This window comes from Lactobacillus helveticus (assembly GCF_046109915.1).
Taxonomy (GTDB): Bacteria; Bacillota; Bacilli; order Lactobacillales; family Lactobacillaceae; genus Lactobacillus; species Lactobacillus helveticus.
Genome location: NZ_CP151471.1, coordinates 368979 through 388314 on the forward strand (window position 1 = coordinate 368979; position 19336 = coordinate 388314).

At 36.6% G+C, this 19336-nt stretch carries 17 protein-coding genes; 15 read left to right on the forward strand and 2 right to left on the reverse strand.

The genetic code is table 11. The annotated features are described in order from the left end of the window. Nucleotides 1-35: 35 nt before the first annotated feature. Complete coding sequence (locus AADV52_RS01965) at nucleotides 36-1217, reverse strand: SAM-dependent methyltransferase (RefSeq protein WP_014918621.1); 1182 nt, start codon at nucleotides 1215-1217, stop codon at nucleotides 36-38. 101 nt (nucleotides 1218-1318) lie between these two features. After that, the gene (locus AADV52_RS01970; RefSeq protein WP_014918622.1) at nucleotides 1319-1933 is read right to left on the reverse strand and encodes a lysophospholipid acyltransferase family protein; all 615 of its coding nucleotides are present in this window, start codon (nucleotides 1931-1933) and stop codon (nucleotides 1319-1321) included. A 65-nt stretch (nucleotides 1934-1998) separates the two neighbouring features. Between AADV52_RS01970 and AADV52_RS01975 the strand changes: the two genes are divergently transcribed. From AADV52_RS01975 to AADV52_RS02045, 15 genes are all read left to right on the forward strand, one after another. Further along, nucleotides 1999-3030, forward strand: coding sequence for a GIY-YIG nuclease family protein (locus AADV52_RS01975; protein WP_014918623.1), 1032 nt, complete (start codon nucleotides 1999-2001; stop codon nucleotides 3028-3030). Between the two features lie 161 nt (nucleotides 3031-3191). Continuing rightward, nucleotides 3192-3965 carry a 30S ribosomal protein S2 gene (gene rpsB / locus AADV52_RS01980; protein ID WP_014918624.1) on the forward strand — a complete coding sequence of 258 codons (774 nt, stop codon included), beginning with the start codon at nucleotides 3192-3194 and terminating at the stop codon, nucleotides 3963-3965. Nucleotides 3966-3998: 33 nt separating this feature from the next. After that, on the forward strand, nucleotides 3999-5024 hold the full coding sequence (gene tsf / locus AADV52_RS01985; protein WP_014918625.1) for a translation elongation factor Ts: 1026 nt from the start codon (nucleotides 3999-4001) through the stop codon (nucleotides 5022-5024). Between the two features lie 138 nt (nucleotides 5025-5162). Then, nucleotides 5163-5888 carry a UMP kinase gene (gene pyrH / locus AADV52_RS01990; protein ID WP_014563421.1) on the forward strand — a complete coding sequence of 242 codons (726 nt, stop codon included), beginning with the start codon at nucleotides 5163-5165 and terminating at the stop codon, nucleotides 5886-5888. Beyond that, a complete protein-coding gene (frr, locus tag AADV52_RS01995; RefSeq protein ID WP_012212007.1) occupies nucleotides 5888-6445 on the forward strand; it encodes a ribosome recycling factor in 558 nt (185 codons plus the stop codon). The genes pyrH and frr overlap by 1 nt, the downstream gene beginning before the upstream one ends. A gap of 2 nt (nucleotides 6446-6447) precedes the next feature. After that, the gene (locus tag AADV52_RS02000; protein ID WP_014918626.1) at nucleotides 6448-7182 is read left to right on the forward strand and encodes an isoprenyl transferase; all 735 of its coding nucleotides are present in this window, start codon (nucleotides 6448-6450) and stop codon (nucleotides 7180-7182) included. Nucleotide 7183: 1 nt separating this feature from the next. Continuing rightward, nucleotides 7184-7999, forward strand: a complete 816-nt coding sequence (locus AADV52_RS02005) for a phosphatidate cytidylyltransferase (RefSeq protein ID WP_014918627.1) — start codon at nucleotides 7184-7186, stop codon at nucleotides 7997-7999. Between the two features lie 10 nt (nucleotides 8000-8009). Next, nucleotides 8010-9266: an RIP metalloprotease RseP gene (rseP, locus tag AADV52_RS02010; protein ID WP_014918628.1), complete on the forward strand. Its 1257-nt coding sequence runs from the start codon at nucleotides 8010-8012 to the stop codon at nucleotides 9264-9266. Nucleotides 9267-9309: 43 nt separating this feature from the next. After that, complete coding sequence (locus AADV52_RS02015) at nucleotides 9310-11007, forward strand: proline--tRNA ligase (RefSeq protein ID WP_014918629.1); 1698 nt, start codon at nucleotides 9310-9312, stop codon at nucleotides 11005-11007. Between the two features lie 5 nt (nucleotides 11008-11012). Beyond that, nucleotides 11013-15323, forward strand: coding sequence for a PolC-type DNA polymerase III (locus AADV52_RS02020; RefSeq protein WP_014918630.1), 4311 nt, complete (start codon nucleotides 11013-11015; stop codon nucleotides 15321-15323). 138 nt (nucleotides 15324-15461) lie between these two features. Continuing rightward, entirely contained in the window at nucleotides 15462-16868 is a 1407-nt protein-coding gene (locus AADV52_RS02025) for an ISLre2 family transposase (RefSeq protein WP_126096177.1), read from the forward strand. Nucleotides 16869-17039: 171 nt separating this feature from the next. Then, entirely contained in the window at nucleotides 17040-17516 is a 477-nt protein-coding gene (gene rimP / locus AADV52_RS02030; RefSeq protein ID WP_014918631.1) for a ribosome maturation factor RimP, read from the forward strand. Nucleotides 17517-17535: 19 nt separating this feature from the next. Continuing rightward, nucleotides 17536-18717 (forward strand): transcription termination factor NusA, encoded by a 1182-nt coding sequence (nusA, locus tag AADV52_RS02035; protein WP_041808981.1) that lies wholly within the window; start codon nucleotides 17536-17538, stop codon nucleotides 18715-18717. A gap of 8 nt (nucleotides 18718-18725) precedes the next feature. After that, the gene (rnpM, locus tag AADV52_RS02040) at nucleotides 18726-19022 is read left to right on the forward strand and encodes an RNase P modulator RnpM (protein WP_012212001.1); all 297 of its coding nucleotides are present in this window, start codon (nucleotides 18726-18728) and stop codon (nucleotides 19020-19022) included. A 2-nt stretch (nucleotides 19023-19024) separates the two neighbouring features. Further along, the gene (locus AADV52_RS02045) at nucleotides 19025-19336 is read left to right on the forward strand and encodes a L7Ae/L30e/S12e/Gadd45 family ribosomal protein (protein ID WP_014918633.1); all 312 of its coding nucleotides are present in this window, start codon (nucleotides 19025-19027) and stop codon (nucleotides 19334-19336) included.

The window sequence follows — 19336 nt, forward strand, 5'->3', positions numbered from 1 at the left end:
ACTGGATTTTTCCAGTAGCCATTTTTGGTTTGCACTTATTTATTATTAAGCATGTAATCACGAGTCATTGGCAAGTTCTTACCAGATGGGCCCTTAGTTAAAAGATATTGTACAACATCAATGTTGCCTGATTCAAAGCTGGCAGCACATGCTTGAAGGTACATATCCCACATTCTGCAGAATCTTTCGCTCATCTTCTTTTCAATTTCAGGACGAGCATTGTTAAAGTTCTTGTCCCAAATTTCCAAAGTCCTTTGGTAGTGACGACGGAGCATTTCAATGTCACTAATTTGCAAGTGAGCTTCTTCAATTCTAGAAATAATTTCAACTAAACCTGGAATGTAACCACCTGGGAAGATGTATTTGTTAATCCAAGCATTAGTGGCACCGCCTTGTTGACGAGTAATACCATGGATTAAGGCTACACCATCGGTCTTTAAGTATTTAGCTACATCATTGAAGTATTCACCCAAGTTTTCAGAACCAACGTGTTCAAACATACCAACTGAAGTGACGTAATCCCATTGTTGATCACCTAATTCACGATAATCTTCAAGTTTAACTTCGGCAACATCTTGCAAGTTTTCGTCATAAATCTTCTTTTGAACTAACTTGTATTGTTCTTCACTCAAAGTAACACCGGTAACTTTAAGACCATATTCTTTAGCTGCAGTGAACATCAAAGTACCCCAGCCACAACCAATATCAAGCAAAGTCTTTCCTTTTTGTGGGTGTAACTTGTTTAAAATGTGATGTACCTTGGCGATCTGAGCTTGTTCAAGATCATCTTTATTATCGTCCGTAAAGTAAGCACATGAATAAGTCAAGGTTGGGTCAAGCCATTGTTCGTAGAAATCATTACCGATATCATAGTGACTTTGAACGTCCTCTTCACTTTGCTTTTCAGTATGTTTAGTTTTAGGCAAGAATTTACGGAATTTGGATGAACGCATGAAACTGTCGGCACTTTCGTATGCGCCGTCAATTAATTTTTGAATGCTGCCATGGATTTCAATTTTCTTGTCCATGTATGCTTCACCAAGTGTTAGGGATGCATTTCTTGTAATGTCGCCCATTGGAATTTTTTCATTGAAAACCATTTCAATTTCTGGGGTACCGTTACCATATACTTCGCTTTTACCGTCCCAATAAGTTACTTTAACGGGAAAAGGGAAGGACTTACTGAGCATCATTTTGTAAAATGTTTTTTCTAACAATGTAATTTCCTCCACTAATTATTAAACCTAATTACTTATTTTAACACTAAAATTTTTAAGCAATAAAAAATACTTAACTCAATAAGTGAGTTAAGCATCTTTTACTTGGCAACATAGTGAAAATTAGGATCAAGTTCATCATCTAATTTCTTCCAAGCGTCTTCTAATTGCTGATAAATGATTTTTTCATTTTCATGGGTTAATTTAGTTTTGCGATCAATAGTAATTGGATCACCAAAATTAACCTCTAATCCTTTTCGTTTTAATAAACCCTTGAAGGATAAAGGCCCTTGATAAACCACTGGAACCATTGGCTTTTGTGACATTTTAGAAATTAAAAGCGCACCACCTTTTAATTCAGCTGAATGTCTTGTGCCAGATGGAAAAATGATGAGTGATAGTTCACCTTTTCTTAACCCTTTAACTGGAATCTTCAATGCAGATGGACCAGGGTTCTTCCGGTCAACAGGGAAGGCATGGGCATGATCTAAAATAAAACGTAAAACCGGATTTTTAAACAGTTCTATTTTCGCCATGAACATAAATTCCATTGGACTGGCACCTAAAGCAAATAAAATAGGTTCCCACCAAGTACGGTGAGGTGCAACTAAGATATAGTTGCCTTTAGGCAAACGATTCTTATGATGAATGTGTAAATGTCCATTTAATACCCATACAATAAAACGGGCAATCGGACGGATTATTTTATAAAACATCTTTTTTGTTCCTCCAATTGTTGTAATATTATAAAAATAGATAGACAAGAAAGGCAAATATTTTTATGGTAGAACTTAAAGATAATGAACGAATTGATTATATGTATAGTGATGATTTGCGGATTATCCAAGATAAAACTGCCTTTAGCTTTTCTATGGATACATTGCTTTTAGCTTATTGGGCTAAGAATCAAATTCGTGATCGAGACAAAGTTGTAGACTTATGTGCAGGAAATTGTGCTGCTACTATTTATATGGCTTATTTTAATCGAGCACATTATGATGCAATTGAGATTCAAGATGAGATATATTCTCAAGCTAAACGTTCTATTGAACTCAACCGAATGGAAAATCGCATAGCAGTGCATAAGGATAACGTGTTGAATGCCGCAAAATTTTTGCGTAAAGATAGCTATGATGTAGTCACTGTTAATCCGCCATATTTTAAGACACCTGAGGGACATGAAGTTAATCCTGATAGAAAAAAGGCAATTGCCCGTCATGAATTACTAATTAATTTAGAGCAGATTATTGAAGTTGCCAGTGGATTATTAAAAATGAAAGGGAAGATGTTCATGGTGCATCGTCCTGAACGATTAGGCGAGATCTGTTACTACTGCATGAAACATGATCTAAGTGTAAAGTTAGTGCAGCCATTTGTGTCTCACCGCGGAGATGATGCAAATTTGATTATTGTGGAAGCTGTCAAGCATACTGGGACCGATGGAACGGAACTTAGGGATGCAATTGAAGTTCATGATAAAAATGATGAGTTTAAACCATTGATTCAGAGAATTGTTCGAGAAACTCCTGAAGATAAGGCTAAACATGACGCGTACGGCAAGTATTATTTTTATGTTTTGCTTTGCAATGATGGCAGTTTTTACGGTGGTTTTACTAATGATTTAGACCATCGATTAAAAATGCATAATTCTGGTAAAGGGGCTAAATATACCAAGTCAAGACGACCAGTTCGCATGATCTATCATGAACAATTCGATGATAAGCGTTTAGCTTTGAAGAGAGAGTATTGGTTTAAGTATCATTCCCGTTCTTGGAAAGAAAAATTCTTAAGAGAACATAATATTGATTTTTAGCTTGAAATATAAAAAGATTTTTTGTAAAATATGCGAGTATGCTGTGTGAGCATATAATTTTAAAACACATCAAGAGCGATCATCATCGTGGTGCCCTAGGTAGTGGTTTGATGATGAAATGAACGCTTGAGAGGATATAAAACCATAGGAGGAATATAAATATGGCAGACGTTGTTACAATGAAGCAATTGCTTGAAGCTGGTGTCCACTTCGGTCACCAAACTAGAAGATGGAACCCAAAGATGGCTCCTTACATTTTCACTCAAAGAAATGGTATCTACATCATTGACTTGCAAAAGACTATCAAGATGTTAGATGATGCTTACAACTTTATTAAGACTGTTGCCGAAGACGGTGGCGTATTCTTATTTGTAGGTACTAAGAAGCAAGCTCAAGACTCAATTGCTGAAGAAGCAACTCGTGCAGGTCAATACTACGTAAACCAACGTTGGTTAGGTGGTACCTTGACTAACTGGACTACTATCCAAAGCCGTGTTAAGAGATTAAAGCAATTAAAGGAAATGTCACAAGACGGTACCTTTGATGTTCTTCCAAAGAAGGAAGTTGCACTTTTAACTAAGGAAATGGACAAGCTTGAAAGATTCTTAGGTGGTATCGAAGATATGCCAAGAATCCCAGATGTATTGTTCGTAGTAGACCCTAAGAAGGAAAAGATCGCTGTTCACGAAGCTAACATTTTGGGTATCCCAGTTGTAGCTATGGTGGACACTAACACTGATCCAGATCCAATTGACGTAGTTATCCCATCAAACGATGACGCTATCCGTGCTATCCGCTTAATTGCTGGTGCTATGGCTGACGCTATCGTAGAAGGTAAGCAAGGTCAAGATGACGAATCTGTTGAGGTTGACTTTAAGAAAAATGCTGATGGTTCAGAAGAAATCGTTAGCGCTGAAGAAAACCCAGAAGACTAGTTTTTACTGTTAGTTCCGTAGGAGGATCTATTAATGGCACAAATTACTGCAAAATTAGTTAAAGAATTACGTGAACGTACTGGTGCTGGCGTTATGGACGCTAAGAAGGCATTGGTAGAAGTTGACGGTGACATGGACAAAGCTATCCAATATCTTCGTGATAAGGGTATGGCTAAAGCTGCTAAGAAGGCTGACCGTGTTGCAGCTGAAGGTTTGACTGGTGTTTACGTTAATGGTAATGTTGCAGCTATTACTGAAGTTAACTCAGAAACTGACTTTGTTTCTTCAAATGATAAGTTTGTTAACTTAGTAAAGGATGCAACTAAGACCATTGCTGAAGGTCAACCTGCTGATATGGAAGCAGCTAAGGAATTAAAGATGGACGATGGTTCAACTTTAGATCAAGCATTTGTTAATGCAACTGCTACCATTGGTGAAAAGATTGTTTTACGTCGTTTCGCTTTGGAAAAGAAGAATGATGACCAAGAATTTGGTGCTTACCAACACAATGGTGGCCAAATCGGTGTTATTACTGTTTTAGAAGGTGCCGATGCAGCTACTGCTAAGCACTTGGCAATGCACATTGCAGCTATGAAGCCAAAGGTTATTTCACCTGAAGAATTAGATGATCAATTTATTACTGATCAATTAGCTGTAATGAACCACAAGATCGACCAAGACAATGAAAGTCGTGCATTGGTACACAAGAAGCCATTACCACACCTTGTTTATGGTTCAGAAAAGCAATTAACTGATGACGTTTTAGCTAAGGCTAAGGAAGACGTCAAGGCTGAACTTAAAGAAGAAGGTAAGCCAGAAAAGATCTGGGACAGAATTATTCCTGGTAAGATGCAACGCTTTATCGATGACAACACTCAAGTAGATAAGCATTTTGCAGTTTTATCACAAGACTACATTATGGATGATAGCAAGACTGTTGGCGAATTCTTGAAGGAAAAGGGAGCTAAGTTAGTTGCTTTCCAACGTTTCGAAGTTGGTGAAGGTATCGAAAAGAAGCAAGAAGACTTTGCTGCTGAAGTTCGCGAACAAATGAAGTAATTTTAATTACAAAATATGTAGAAAGGAGGAGTACAGTAAGTGCTTCTCCTTTTTATTTTTTCTTTTGTTTGCTTTTACTATCAAGACATTGTTGAGTTAGATATGGTAGAATAATTAAAGCTATTAGAGGAGGTCACTATGAGTCAAGTTAAATATAAACGTATCATTTTAAAAATATCAGGTGAAGCTTTAGCAGGTGATAAAGGAAATGGAATTAATCCAACTGTAATTGGTCACTTAGCTAAGGAAATTAAGTCTGTTTATGATTTAGGCGTTGAAATCGGCATCGTATGTGGTGGCGGTAATATGTGGCGTGGTGAAACTGGCGCTAAGTTAGGTATGGAACGTGCACAAGCTGATTACATGGGCATGCTTGCTACTATTATGAATGGATTAGCATTACAAGATGGTCTTGAAAAAGTTGGTGTTCCTACCAGAATGCAAACTTCAATTGAAATGAGACAAATTGCTGAACCTTACATTAGAAGAAGAGCACTTCGTCATCTTGAAAAGGGTCGCGTAGTTATTTTTGGTGGTGGTACAGGTAACCCATACTTCTCAACTGATACCACTGCAGCTCTTCGTGCTGCTGAAATTGGTGCTGATGTAATTTTGATGGCCAAAAATGGCGTAGATGGTGTTTATTCAGCTGATCCTAAGACTGATCCAACAGCTACTAAGTTCACTGAATTAACTCAACTTGATTTAATTTCAAAGAACTTGAAGGTTATGGATAGAACCGCAAGTTCACTTTCAATGGATACTGAAATCCCATTAATTGTATTTAATGTAAATACACCAGGCAACATTAAGAAGGTTGTTATGGGTGAAAATATTGGTACTGTTATTAGAGGTGACAAATAATGAATAACGAAACAATTAAAAAAGCTCAAGATAATATGGATAAATCTATTAAGGTTTATCAAAAGAGATTAGCTTCAATTCGTGCAGGTGTAGCTAACGCAGCTCTTCTTGACAATGTTCAAGTTGAATATTATGGTGCTCCAACCCCATTAACTCAAATGTCAAGTATTACTATTCCTGAACCACGTGTTTTACTCATTACTCCATATGATCAAAATAGTTTGGATGATATCGAACACGCACTTTTGGCTTCAAATTTAGGCTTAACTCCAGCTAACGATGGTAAAGTAATTAGATTGGTTATTCCACAACTTACTGGTGAAAGAAGAGAAGAAATCGCCAAAGAAGTAGGAAAGTATGCTGAAGATGCTAAAATTGCTGTCAGAAATGTTCGTCGTGAAGCTATGGATGCTTTGAAGAAAGAACAAAAAGACGGCAACATTACCGAAGATGAACAACGCAATTTAGAAAAGCAAGTTCAAAAAATAACTGATGATTCTACCAAGAAGATCGATCAACTTGCTGATGAAAAGCGTAAGGAAATTACTCAAGGTTAAGCATGAGCAAGACAGATAATGAATTAAATCATTTAGCTATTATCATGGACGGCAATGGACGCTGGGCCAAGAAAAGACATAAGCCTCGCTTTGTAGGACATCGTGAGGGCATGGATAATGTTGAGCGAATCACATTAGCTGCAGATAAGTTAGGAATTAAAGTCTTAACTTTATATGCTTTTTCTACTGAAAATTGGGCCAGACCTAAAGAGGAAGTTGCATATCTAATGAATCTTCCTGTGCGTTTCTTTGATAAATACATGCCTACTTTAATGGAAAATAACGTTAAAGTTAACATTATGGGGTACTTAGATGAGCTGCCAGAAAAAACTTATCAAATAGTACAACGAGCAATGTCAGAAACTGCTAATAACACTGGCTTAATCCTTAATTTTGCTTTTAATTATGGTTCTAGAAGAGAAATAACTACTGCAATGCAAGAATTAGGTGGCATGATTGAAGCTGGTGCATTAAAAAGCGAAGATATTACTGAAAAAATGATCTCACAACATTTGATGACTAAGAATTTTGGTAAATATCAAGATCCTGATTTATTAATTAGAACATCAGGCGAACAAAGAATATCTAATTTTTTATTATGGCAGTTAGCATATTCAGAATTAGCTTTTAGTGATAAAAATTGGCCAGATTTTGATGAAGATGATTTAAGAAAATTTGTAGATGATTATAAGCACCGTAATCGGCGCTTTGGTAAGGTAGACGAATCGGATAGTTAATATGAAACAACGTGTAATTACGGCAGTTATTGCCTTGATTTTATTTATTCCAATTGTGCTTGCAGGTGGCCTTTGGATGGATTGGTTGACTGTATTATTTGCTGCAGTTGGCATTAGTGAAATCTTTTTAATGAAAAAGCAAATATTGGTCTCATTTGATTTCTTGTTAGCATTGCTTGCAACATTGACTTGGACCGTGCCTGATTCATTTTTTAAGGCATTTCCACCTAACATAACTAAGTTTGGAGTATTCTTTGGAATTATTATGCTGTTTTTAACTTGGACAGTACTTTCTAAAAATAAGACCACTTTTGATGATGTTGGTGTTTATATCTTAGCATCCCTTTACATTGGAATTGGCTTCCACTACATGGCAGCTATTAGAGCTTACCCACAAAATGGTTTGGCTTTATTGGGATATGTATTTGTAGTTGTTTGGTCAACTGATATTGGTGCTTATATGATTGGTCGCAAAATCGGTAAACATAAGTTGTGGCCAGTAATTAGTCCTAATAAAACTTGGGAAGGATCCATTGGTGCAGTTATTTGTGCATTAATTTGTAGTGCAATTTACTTAGCTATTTTGCGTCACTTTAACATTGTCTTTGGAGTCTCCGAATTAACTATGGTAATTTTGGCATTCTTCCTTTCAATCGTAGGCCAAATGGGAGACTTAGTTGAGTCAGCATATAAGCGTTTCTACGGTGTCAAAGACTCTGGTAAGATCTTACCAGGACATGGTGGTATTTTAGACCGATTTGATAGTATGTTATTTGTTTTACCTGTAGTAGCAGCTATCTTAGGTATTGTTCACTAGGAGAAATTTATTGAAAGGTATACTAATCTTTTTAATTGTTTTTGGTCTATTAGTTTTTGTTCATGAATTTGGACATTTTATTGTAGCCAAAAAATCCGGTATACTTGTTCAAGAGTTTTCAATTGGTATGGGACCTAAGTTATTTCAGATTAGAAGGAATCCTACTACTTATACGATTAGATGGTTACCACTTGGTGGCTATGTTCGATTAGCAGGTTCTGATGATGAAAGTAAACTAGATCCAGGCATGACTGTGATTTTACAGTTAAATGATCAGGATGAAGTCGTTAGAATAGATGCTTCTGAGTCTGATATGCCAATTGAAGGTATTCCTGTACAAGTTACTAAAGCAGATTTAGTAGATGACTTAATAATTGAGGGATATGAGAATGGCGATGAAAACAAGCCAGTAACTTACCATGTTAACCATGATGCAACCATCATTGAAAAAAATGGTACAGAGCTAATTATTGCGCCTCGTGATACTCAATTTAATGAAGCAAAGGTTTGGCAAAAATTAGCAACTAATTTTGCTGGCCCTTTCATGAATATTTTGCTGGGCTTTGTGGTGTTCTTAATTTGGACATTTACAGTACCAGGCCCTGCAACAACTACTATTCAATCTACTACTAATGGTTCACCTGCCCAAATTGCTAAAATTAAGTCAGGTGATCGAATTGTAGTGATTAATGGTCAAAAGATTAATAATTTTGAACAAGTAACTGAAAAAGTTAACCAAAGTAAAGGCAAAAGTCTTAAGTTTGAATTAAGTAAAGATGGTTCTACTAGAACTGTAGTGATTAAACCGAAGGCTCACCTTGTTCAAAAACAAAAAGTTTATCAAATTGGTATTGTTGCTAAAAGCAACGAAAATGCTGGTGTGAAATTAAAAAGAGGTTGGGATACAGCAGTTTCCACGACGGGTTTGATTTTTAACGCAGTAGGAAATTTGTTTAGACATTTCAGTCTTAACAAGTTATCTGGACCAGTAGGAATTTATTCTCAAACTTCGCAGGTTTCACAAATGGGCTTTACGTATGTGTTAGCCTTTTTAGCAATGATTTCAATTAATTTAGGAATTGTTAATTTAATTCCAATTCCAGGCTTAGATGGTGGTAAACTTTTATTGAACTTAATTGAATTAGTTCGCGGTAAACCAATTTCAGAAGAACATGAAGCAATTGTTGAATTAATTGGCTTTGGTTTATTGTTAGTATTGATTATTGCAGTTACAGGCAATGATATTTATCGCTATTTCATAAAATAATAATTAATTAATATAGTTTTGTTTTTTACTTTAGGAGAAAGTAATGCGTCAATCGAAATTTTTTATGCCAACTTTAAAGGAAGCTCCATCAGATGCTGTGGCAGAAAGTCATAAGCTAATGATTAGAGGGGGATATATTCGTCAGGTTACAGCCGGCGTTTATGCTTATCTTCCATTAGGTTATCGAGTATTGCGTAAGGCTGAAGGAATTATTGAAGATGAAATGGAAAAAATCAATGTTCCTGAAATGATTATGCCTCACTTGTTGCCAGCTACTTTATGGCAAGAATCAGGCCGTTACAAAAAATACGGTGCTGAAATGTTCAAGTTAAAGGACCGCCATGGTCGTGAAAGTTTGCTTGGACCTACTCATGAAGAGACTTTTACAGAAATCATTGCTAAGAATCTTAAGAGTTACAAGCAAATGCCATTAGCTTTATACCAAATTCAAACTAAGTTCCGTGACGAAAACCGTCCTCGTTTTGGTTTGCTTCGTGGTCGTGAATTTGTAATGCTTGATGGTTACAGTTTTGCTGCAACTCGTGACCAATTGGATGAACAATTTGATGATCAAAAGAGTGCATACAAGCGTATCTTTAAGCGTGCTGGTGTAACTGTGCACCCTGTAATTGCTGATTCAGGTACAATGGGTGGTAAGAATTCAACTGAATTCCAAGCTCCTGCTGCTATCGGTGAAGACACCATTGCTACTAATGAAAAGGGTACATATGCTGCTAACCTTGAAATGGCTAAAAGTATTGATACCTTTAAGCAAGAACCAGAAGATGCTAAAGAACTTACTAAGGTTGCAACTCCAGGCTGCGATACAATTGAAAAATTAGCTAAGTTCTTGAACGTTCCAGCAACTAGAATTGTTAAGAGCATTCTTTACATTGCTGATGATCAAAAAGTTTTAGTTTTAATTCGTGGCGATAAGCAAATTAATGAAGTAAAACTTGGTCACGTTCTTGATGCTGATGAAGTTCATGAAGCAGATACAGCTGATTTGAAAGAAATTACTGGCAGTGAAAAGGGCGGCGTTGGTCCAGTTAATGCTGATTGGGCTGATAAGATTATTGCTGATGAAACTGTTAAGGATCTTTACAACGTAGTTGTTGGTGCTGGTGAAACAGATTACCAATTTGAAAATGCTAACTTAGATCGTGACTTTAAGGTTGATGAATTTGTTGATATTAGAATAGCAAATGAAGGTGAACCAGATCCTGTAGATCATTTACCACTTAAATTCACAACATCAATCGAAGTTGGTCACATTTTCAAGCTTGGAACTTATTACACTAAGACCATGGGTGCCGATTTCTTAGATCAAAATGGTAAGGCTAAGCCAGTTATCATGGGTTCATATGGTATTGGTGTTACTAGAATGCTTTCAGCAGCTGTAGAACAACACTTGACTGAACATGGTGTTGCTTGGCCAAAGGAAATCGCTCCGTTTGCAATTCATATTGTTCAAATGAAGATGAACAAAGAAGATCAAACTGAATTAGCTGAAAAACTTGAAAAGAAGTTCAGTGAAAAGTATGATGTTTTATACGATGATCGTAAGGAACGTGCTGGTGTTAAATTTGCTGATGCAGATTTAGTAGGTGCACCTATTAGAATTACGGTTGGTAAAAAGGCTGCTGATGGTATCGTTGAGGTTAAGAGACCTACTGATGACAAGGCAACCGAAATGTTAATTGATGAATTAGATAAGTTTGTAAATCAAGAGTTAGGATAATTTTTGTGGCAAATAAAAATGATCTTTTCTTAAAATTGCTCAAACAAGTTCATTTTCCAAATAGTTTTGAAGATAATGATCTTCTTCAAAAGGGAAAGGTTGAAAACGTGGATGTTTACGCTAAAGAACATAGGTGGGATATCCATGTTTTTTTTGATACTCCTTTGAAATATGACACGTATGTAGCATTAAGAAAAGCAATAGAAGAAACTTTTTCTGCATTTGTAAATGTAAGATTTTTTGTTGGTACATTTGATGGGTCTGATAAATATTTGCCTGATTACTGGCATTATGCAGTACAAAATTCGAATATTTTATCCCCAGTTGCAAGAGAATTTTTAGCTGGACAAAAGCCTAAAAAAGAGAATGGTCGTTGGGTCATTCCAGTCGATAATAATGTAATTGATGGATTAATTGAACAGAAGGCTTTAGATGATCTAGCTGAGAAAATGCGTGACTTCGGTTTCTTTAATTTGAAATTTATAACTGAAGTGGATCAGACTAATTTGCAAAATAGTTTAGAGAGTCTGCAGGAACTTCAGCAGGAACATGAAAAGAGCATGCAAGAAGCTTTTAATAATACTCCAGAAAAACCGAAGCCGAAACCAAAACAGCAATACCAAACCAAGCGTACTAGTTATGGCAGTCGGAAATTAGATGAAAAAGCTCCGATTACACAAATTCAAGATGTTGAAGACGGCACAAGAAATGTTGTAATCGAAGGTAACATTTTTAATATTGAAAGCAGAGAGTTGAAAAATGGTTCAGTAATTTTTACAGGTGAAATTACGGACTATACTAATTCGATCGCTTTTAAAAAGTTTGCTTCAAATAAGGAACAAATTGAACAAATGGCTGCTATTAAGCCTGGTACCTGGGCTAAAATGCAGGGATCAGCCATGGATGATCAATGGGTTCATGATGTAGTATTCAATATTAGTAGTTTTGAAACAGTAGAACATATTGGTCGAACGGAAAAGTATGAAGGTGAGCAAAAGAGGGTAGAACTTCATTTGCACACCAATATGAGTCAATTGGATGCAACTAACGCCCCAAGTGATTTTATTAAAACTGCTAAGAAGTTTGGTCAAAAAGCCATTGCGATAACAGATCATGGTGATGTGCAATCTTTCCCTGAAGCTTATAGTACAGGTAAAGCTACTGGTACTAAGATTTTATATGGTGTTGAAGCAAATATGATTGATGACCATGCATTATTGGTTATTAATCCTGCTCCAATGACATATGAAGATCGTGAGTTTGTTATCTTCGACGTTGAAACTACCGGTTTATCATCAGTTTATGACACTATCATTGAAATTGGTGCGGTTAAGATGAAGAATGGTGAAGTTATTGAAAGGTTTGATAAATTTATTAATCCGCACCATCCTTTGAGTGAACAAACTATTAACTTAACTTCAATTACCGACGAGATGGTTAGTGCCGCTGATGATGAAGATGTAGTTATTAAGCAATTCCAAGATTTCTATGGTGATCGTCCTCTATGTGGACACAATGTTCAATTTGATGTTGGTTTTGTTAATGCAGCATTAAGAAGAGCGGGCCTTAGTGAAATTACTCAGCCAGTTGTTGATACGCTAGAGGTTTCTCGTTTGCTTCACCCAGAGCAGAACCGTCATACTCTGGATTCATTGGCAAAGAAATATAATGTTTCTTTGGAGCATCACCATAGAGCTAATCAAGATGCGGAAGCAACTGGTTATTTAATGTATAAACTGTTAGATGCTTTTAAGAAAAAGTACAATGAAGACAATTTAAATAATTTGAATGGCTATGCCGCACATGGTGAAGTTTATAAACGTGCTCGTCCATCTCATATGACCGTTTTAGCTAAAGATCAGAAAGGATTAAAGAATCTTTATAAGCTGGTTTCAATCGCAAGTACCAAGGACTTTTATCGAATTCCGCGTACACCTAAATCTGATTTAGCTCGTTTGCATGAAGGGCTGTTTTATGGTTCAGGTTGTTGGCAAGGCGATGTTTTCATAGCAATGATGCAAAAGGGTTATGACGAAGCTAGAGAAAAGGCTAAGTTTTATGATTTTTTGGAAGTTCAACCACCTGCAAATTATTCTCAATTAATCGAAGATGGTTTAATTAAAGACGAGGCGCAGCTTGAAGATATTATTAGAAATATTTATAAGCTGGGTAAAGAATTAAATAAGCCGGTTGTAGCAACCGGGGATGCACACTATGTTGAACCTCATGATGCTATTTATCGAACTATTTTAATCTCAGCTCAACGTTCTAATCCAAATAGAAATAAGCCGCAACCTGACTTGCATTTTTATTCAACACAAGAAATGCTTGATGCGTTTAGTTTTTTAGGTGAAGACATAGCTAAAGAAATTGTTATAGACAATACCAATAAGATTGCTGATGAAATTTCTGAGATTCAGCCAATTAAAGATGGATTGTATCCACCGCATATTGCTCATGCTGATGAAGAAATGAAGAAATTAACTTATGATAAGGCTTATGAGCTTTACGGTAAGCCGTTACCTAAGATTGTTAAGGATCGAATTGATCTAGAACTAAATTCAATTATTTCAAATGGATACGCGGTTATTTATTTAATTTCTCAGCGTTTGGTAGCTAAGTCTAATAAAGATGGCTATTTGGTAGGTTCACGTGGTTCTGTAGGATCTAGTTTAGTAGCTACTATGTCAGGAATTACTGAGGTTAATCCACTTGCACCACATTATCGATGTCCTAAGTGTAAATACTCGCAATTCTTTGAAAATGGTGAATATGGTTCCGGGTTTGACTTACCAGACAAGGCTTGTCCTCAATGCGGCACTCAATTGGTTAAAGATGGTCAAGATATTCCATTTGCAACTTTCCTAGGATTCCATGGGGATAAGGTTCCTGATATCGATTTGAATTTCTCAGGAGACTATCAACCTGTAGCCCATAACTTTATTCGAGTAATGTTTGGTCCAGATAATTCTTATCGTGCCGGTACAATTGCCACTGTTGCAGATAAAACTGCATATGGTTACGCAAAACACTTTGATGAAGAGCGTGATTTGAAGGCAAGAAATGCGGAATTAGATCGATTAGCTAGCGGTATTCGTGGTGTAAAAAGAACTACTGGTCAACACCCGGCTGGTATTGTTGTAGTTCCTGATGATATGGATATTTATGACTTTACGCCAGTATCTTATCCAGCCGACGATGTTAATGCAGCATGGTTGATTACGCACTATGACTTCCACTCCATTCACGATAACATTTTGAAATTTGATATCCTGGGTCACGATGATCCGACTATGATTCGTCACTTACAGGATCTTTCGGGAATTGATCCATTGACTATTCCTCCAGACGATCCAGGCGTTATGTCTCTATTTTCAAGTCCTAAGATTTTAGGGGTTACACCTGAACAAATTCAGTCAGAAACCGGTACTTTAGGTGTGCCTGAATTTGGTACTCGTTTTGTTAGAGGGATGCTTGAAGAAACTAAGCCAACAACATTTGCGGAATTACTGCAGATTTCGGGTTTGTCACATGGTACTGACGTATGGTTAGGCAATGCTGAAGATTTAGTCAATAATGGTACTTGCAAATTGAAGGATGTTATTGGTTGTCGTGATAACATCATGATGGACTTGATTCACTGGGGAGTTAAGCCTGAAGTTGCCTTTTCAACTATGGAATCTGTTCGTCACGGCCGTGGTATCAGTGATGAAAATATGGCTATTTTAAAGAAAAATAAAAATATTCCTGATTGGTATATTCCTTCATGTTTGAAGATCAAGTATATGTTCCCTAAGGCTCACGCTACTGCGTATATTTTAATGGCTTTGCGTATTGCTTGGTTTAAAGTATATTATCCTGAAATTTATTACACTGCTTACTTCTCAGTGCGTGCTGATTTATTTGATTTAGTTGCAATGAGTCATGGTAAAAACACCGTGAAGGCGGCAATGAAAGAGATTCAAGATAAGGGAAACGATGCTTCAGCAAAAGATAAGAGTTTGCTAACAGTCTTAGAAATTGCTAATGAATGTCTTGAACGTGGCATCAAGATTAAAATGGTTGATATTGACCAATCTGAAGCTACGGACTTCAAGATCTTAGATAAGCACACTATTTTGGCACCATTTAATGCCGTACCTGGCTTAGGTGATAATGCAGCTAAGCAAATTGTGGCCGCTCGTGCTGAAAAGAAATTCTTATCTAAGGAAGATTTAGCAAAACGTGGCAAAGTTTCTCAAACAATCATGAATTATTTTGAAGATAATGGTGTACTAGAAGGTATGCCAGATGAAAACCAATTATCACTTTTCTAGGACTAAGTGTATAATTTTTTGCGGTAAGTTGAATAATTAATTAAAAAAGCTCAAATCCTTTGAATTTGGACTTGAGCTAAAACAAAAAGACCAGTAGTCTGATGTTAACGAAAAAAACACATTAGAAGCTGGTCTTTTATGGAATCTATTATAGCTGATATCGTAAAAATTATTAAGTCTGAAAATAATGTTATTGCCCGTGAAAAGGCATTAATGTGCTATTTCTTTGATCTGATTAGAGAATTGATGACAGCAGCACTAGAAGAAGTTGATGCTGGTCTAGTTGAAGAGACTAAAAAGCAAGGCTATCAGATCGAGAAGAAAAATAAGCGTTCAGTTGTGACTGCCTTTGGTGAAATCAGCTATTGGCGCAGAAGATATGCTTGTCCTGGCAAAAAGGCTAAATATCCACTGGATAAGCTGATGGGCTATGACAAATATAAGCGTTACAGTGTTTTGGCAGTGAAGGATATTTTGCAGGTTAGCGCCGTGGCAACTTACCGCAATACTGCTTTAGCTGTTAATACTCTCTCCTGTTTCAATATTAGCCATAGTCAAGTTGGCAAGCTGATTGTGCAAGCAGGCAAACAGATTAAAGCACAGCAGCAGTCTGAGGAAAGATACGATGGTATTGCTCAAAAGAAAAAGGTGCCAGTGCTTTATCTTGAAGGCGATGGCGTTGTGATTAAAGGCACCAAGAAGCGACTGGAATTTCATCGCTATCAAGTCTGCGAGGATATTATTAATTTAAGCAAGACACGCAGAAAGAGAGTACAGGCCAAAGAGTTTGTTTCTTTAAGCCGCTTGGATGCTTTGCAAGAAATTAAAGCTTATTTAGCCAATACCTATGACTTAAGCGATACTTTAATCATCAGTAATGCCGATGGCGGTGCTGGCTATGCCAAGAAAGACTTTGATGAAATAGTTGGCTATTGCCGGCAGCACGAACACTTCTTGGATGTCTTTCACTTGAACAAAAAGATTAAAGATCGTCTAAGCTTCATGCCGGCCATGCAAGGCAAATTGATCAGTGCAGTTGAGTTTAAATATGACCGTCACTTGACTGACGTGATTTTAGACACGATTGAAAGCAATCTGATTGATGAGCTGAATACGCCAGAAAATCATGAGAATTTAAGGCGCCTGCGCAGCTATCTTCATCGTCGCTGGGTGGATATTAAGCCATTCAAAATGCGTCATTTGTCCGTAATTAAGGCAATTGGCTGCTGTGAAAGCAATCACCGTAAATATACTTATCGCGTCAAAGGGCAAGGAAAATACTGGTCAGAAGATGGTGCCGAAGGAATTCTGCGTGTACTGACTTGCATTAAAAACAAAGAGCTGGAATACTGGCTTAGCAGTGAGTTTGCAGGTGGACAGCTCGATATTGGTGATCAGGAAGAATTGAAAGGTGCAGTTCGTGCCAGCCTAAGAAAGACGCATGAAGCTCATCTGGGCATTCATCACGGCGCCATTGAAAGCTTAACAGCAGGACATAGCTATTTAAACGATTTTAGCAGAAAAATAAATCAAATAAATATTTAAGAAATTAAGGTCAGACTAATGGCTAATAGCCTACCGCAAAAATATTGACACTTACTTTCTAGGAGTTATTATTACATTGTTTTGCAAAACATGTTATACTAATAGAGAAGTTCGAATAGGTAAATTCGAGTGAGCAGTACTGCTCACTCTTTTTATTACGGAGGAAATTTTTTGTCTAAAGTTGTAGATCTTGTTCGACCAGTTGTCGAAACAATTATTGATGAGCATGGTGACATGTTAGTTGATATGGAATACGTTAAGGAAAAGGGTCAAAACTATTTACGAATTTATGTTGATCGTCAACCCAATGGTATCGATATTGATGAAATTGCGGCTTTAAGTGAATTAGTTTCTGAAAAACTTGATACGATTGATCCTGATCCACTTCCTGATCCATATGTTTTAGAGCTATCCTCTCCAGGGGCAGAACGTCCTATTAAGACTGAGGCCGATTGGAAGAGAGCGCTGAATGATTATGTTCATATTGGTCTTTATCAAAAGATTGAGGACAAAAAAGTGTATGAAGGTATACTTAAATACTATAATAATGATGAGATTGTATTAGAAGTAAAAGATAAAACAAGACGAAAGAAAATAACTATCCCTCGTAAGTTAATTGCAAAGATTCGTTTTGCAATTGAATTTTAGAAAGGTTGATCAAAAACTTATGTCTAAAGAAATGCTAGAAGCGTTTGCTACCTTGGAAAAGACCAAGGGCATTAAACAAGATGTTATTGTTGATGCAATTAAGGCCGCTTTGGTAGCTGCATACAAGAAAAATTATAATCAAGCACAAAATGTTGAAGTTGACTTTGACGAAAGAAGAGGCAACTTTAAGGTAATGGCTGTTAAGACAGTTGTTGATGAAGTACAAGATGATCGTCTTGAAGTAAGCCTAAAGGATGCTTTGGCAATTAACCGTGCTTATGAAGTTGGGGATGAAATTCGATTTGAAGTTACTCCAAAGAACTTTGGTCGAATTGCTGCTCAAACTGCTAAGCAAGTTATTATGCAACGTCTTCGTGAAGCAGAAAGAAGTCATATTATTGATGAATACTCTCAATATGAAGATGAGTTAGTCACAGGTACTGTTGAAAGACGCGATGATCGCTTCGTATATGTTAAAATCGGCAATGTTGAAGCTATAATGCCTCAACGTGATCAAATGCCAAACGAAGTTTACAATCCACAAGATCAAATTCGTGTACTTGTAACTCATGTTGGATCAGACTCTAAGGGTGCTCAAATTGTCGTTTCAAGAACTGCACCAGATGTCGTTAAGCGATTATTTGAACAAGAAGTTCCTGAAATTTATGATGGAACTGTTGAAATCGTATCAATTGCCCGTGAAGCTGGCGATCGTACTAAGATGGCTGTTAAATCAAATGATCCTAATATTGATCCAGTTGGTACTTGTGTAGGTCAAAAAGGTGCCCGTGTTCAAAACGTTGTTAATGAACTTGGCGGCGAAAATATCGATGTCGTTAAATACGAAGAAGATCCTTCTGACTTTATTGCTAATGCATTGAATCCTGCAGAAGTAATTGCTGTTCAATTTGGCGATGATGAAGAAGAAAAGAGTGCATTAGTAATTGTGCCAGATTATCAATTATCACTTGCAATTGGTAAGAAGGGACAAAATGTACGTCTTGCTGCTCGTTTAACAGGCTATAAGATTGATATTCGTCCAGAATCTGAAGTAGAATTTGTTGACGAAAAGTCAGATGATTCAGCAAAATCTACTGAAACTACAGCTGAAGAAGATAGTTCAGCAGATACAGACACAGCAGATGAAGATACAACTGTTCAAGCAGAAGAAAAGTCAAGCGAAGATAATACTGAAGGATAGGTGATTTTTTGAAAAAAAGAAAAATCCCAATGCGGAAGGATTTATTAACCGATACAATGCAACCTAAAAAAGAGTTAGTACGTATTGTAATCGATAAAGAAAAGAATATTGCTGTTGATCCTACTGGTAAAAAAGCAGGACGTGGTGCATATGTTTCACTTGATCCAACTAAGATTGAAGCTGCTAAGGAAAAGCATATTTTGGATCGTAGCTTAGGAGCTAAAGTTCCAGATAGTTTTTACGATGAGCTTTACTCATACGTTGATCATCAAAAAGCAAGAAAAGAATTATTTGGTGATAAATAAATTTGAAAAATAGTCAAAAAGCAATTAATTTGTTAGGTTTAGCACAGCGGGCAGGTAAATTAATTACCGGTACAGAGACTGTAATCACTGAGCTTAATAAAGGAAAAATTCAAGCGGTCATCATGGCTTCTGATATACAATCTAATACAGCAGAAAAGGTTGATCGTGCTGCCAGAAAAGTTAATGTTCCTATAATAAACTTGTTTACAGCTGATGAGCTGTCACATGCTATCAGTAAAAAACGCAAAGTTTTAGGATTAACCGATGTCGGTTTTACCAAGGCATTGATTAAAAAAATAAATGAAGGAGTGTGA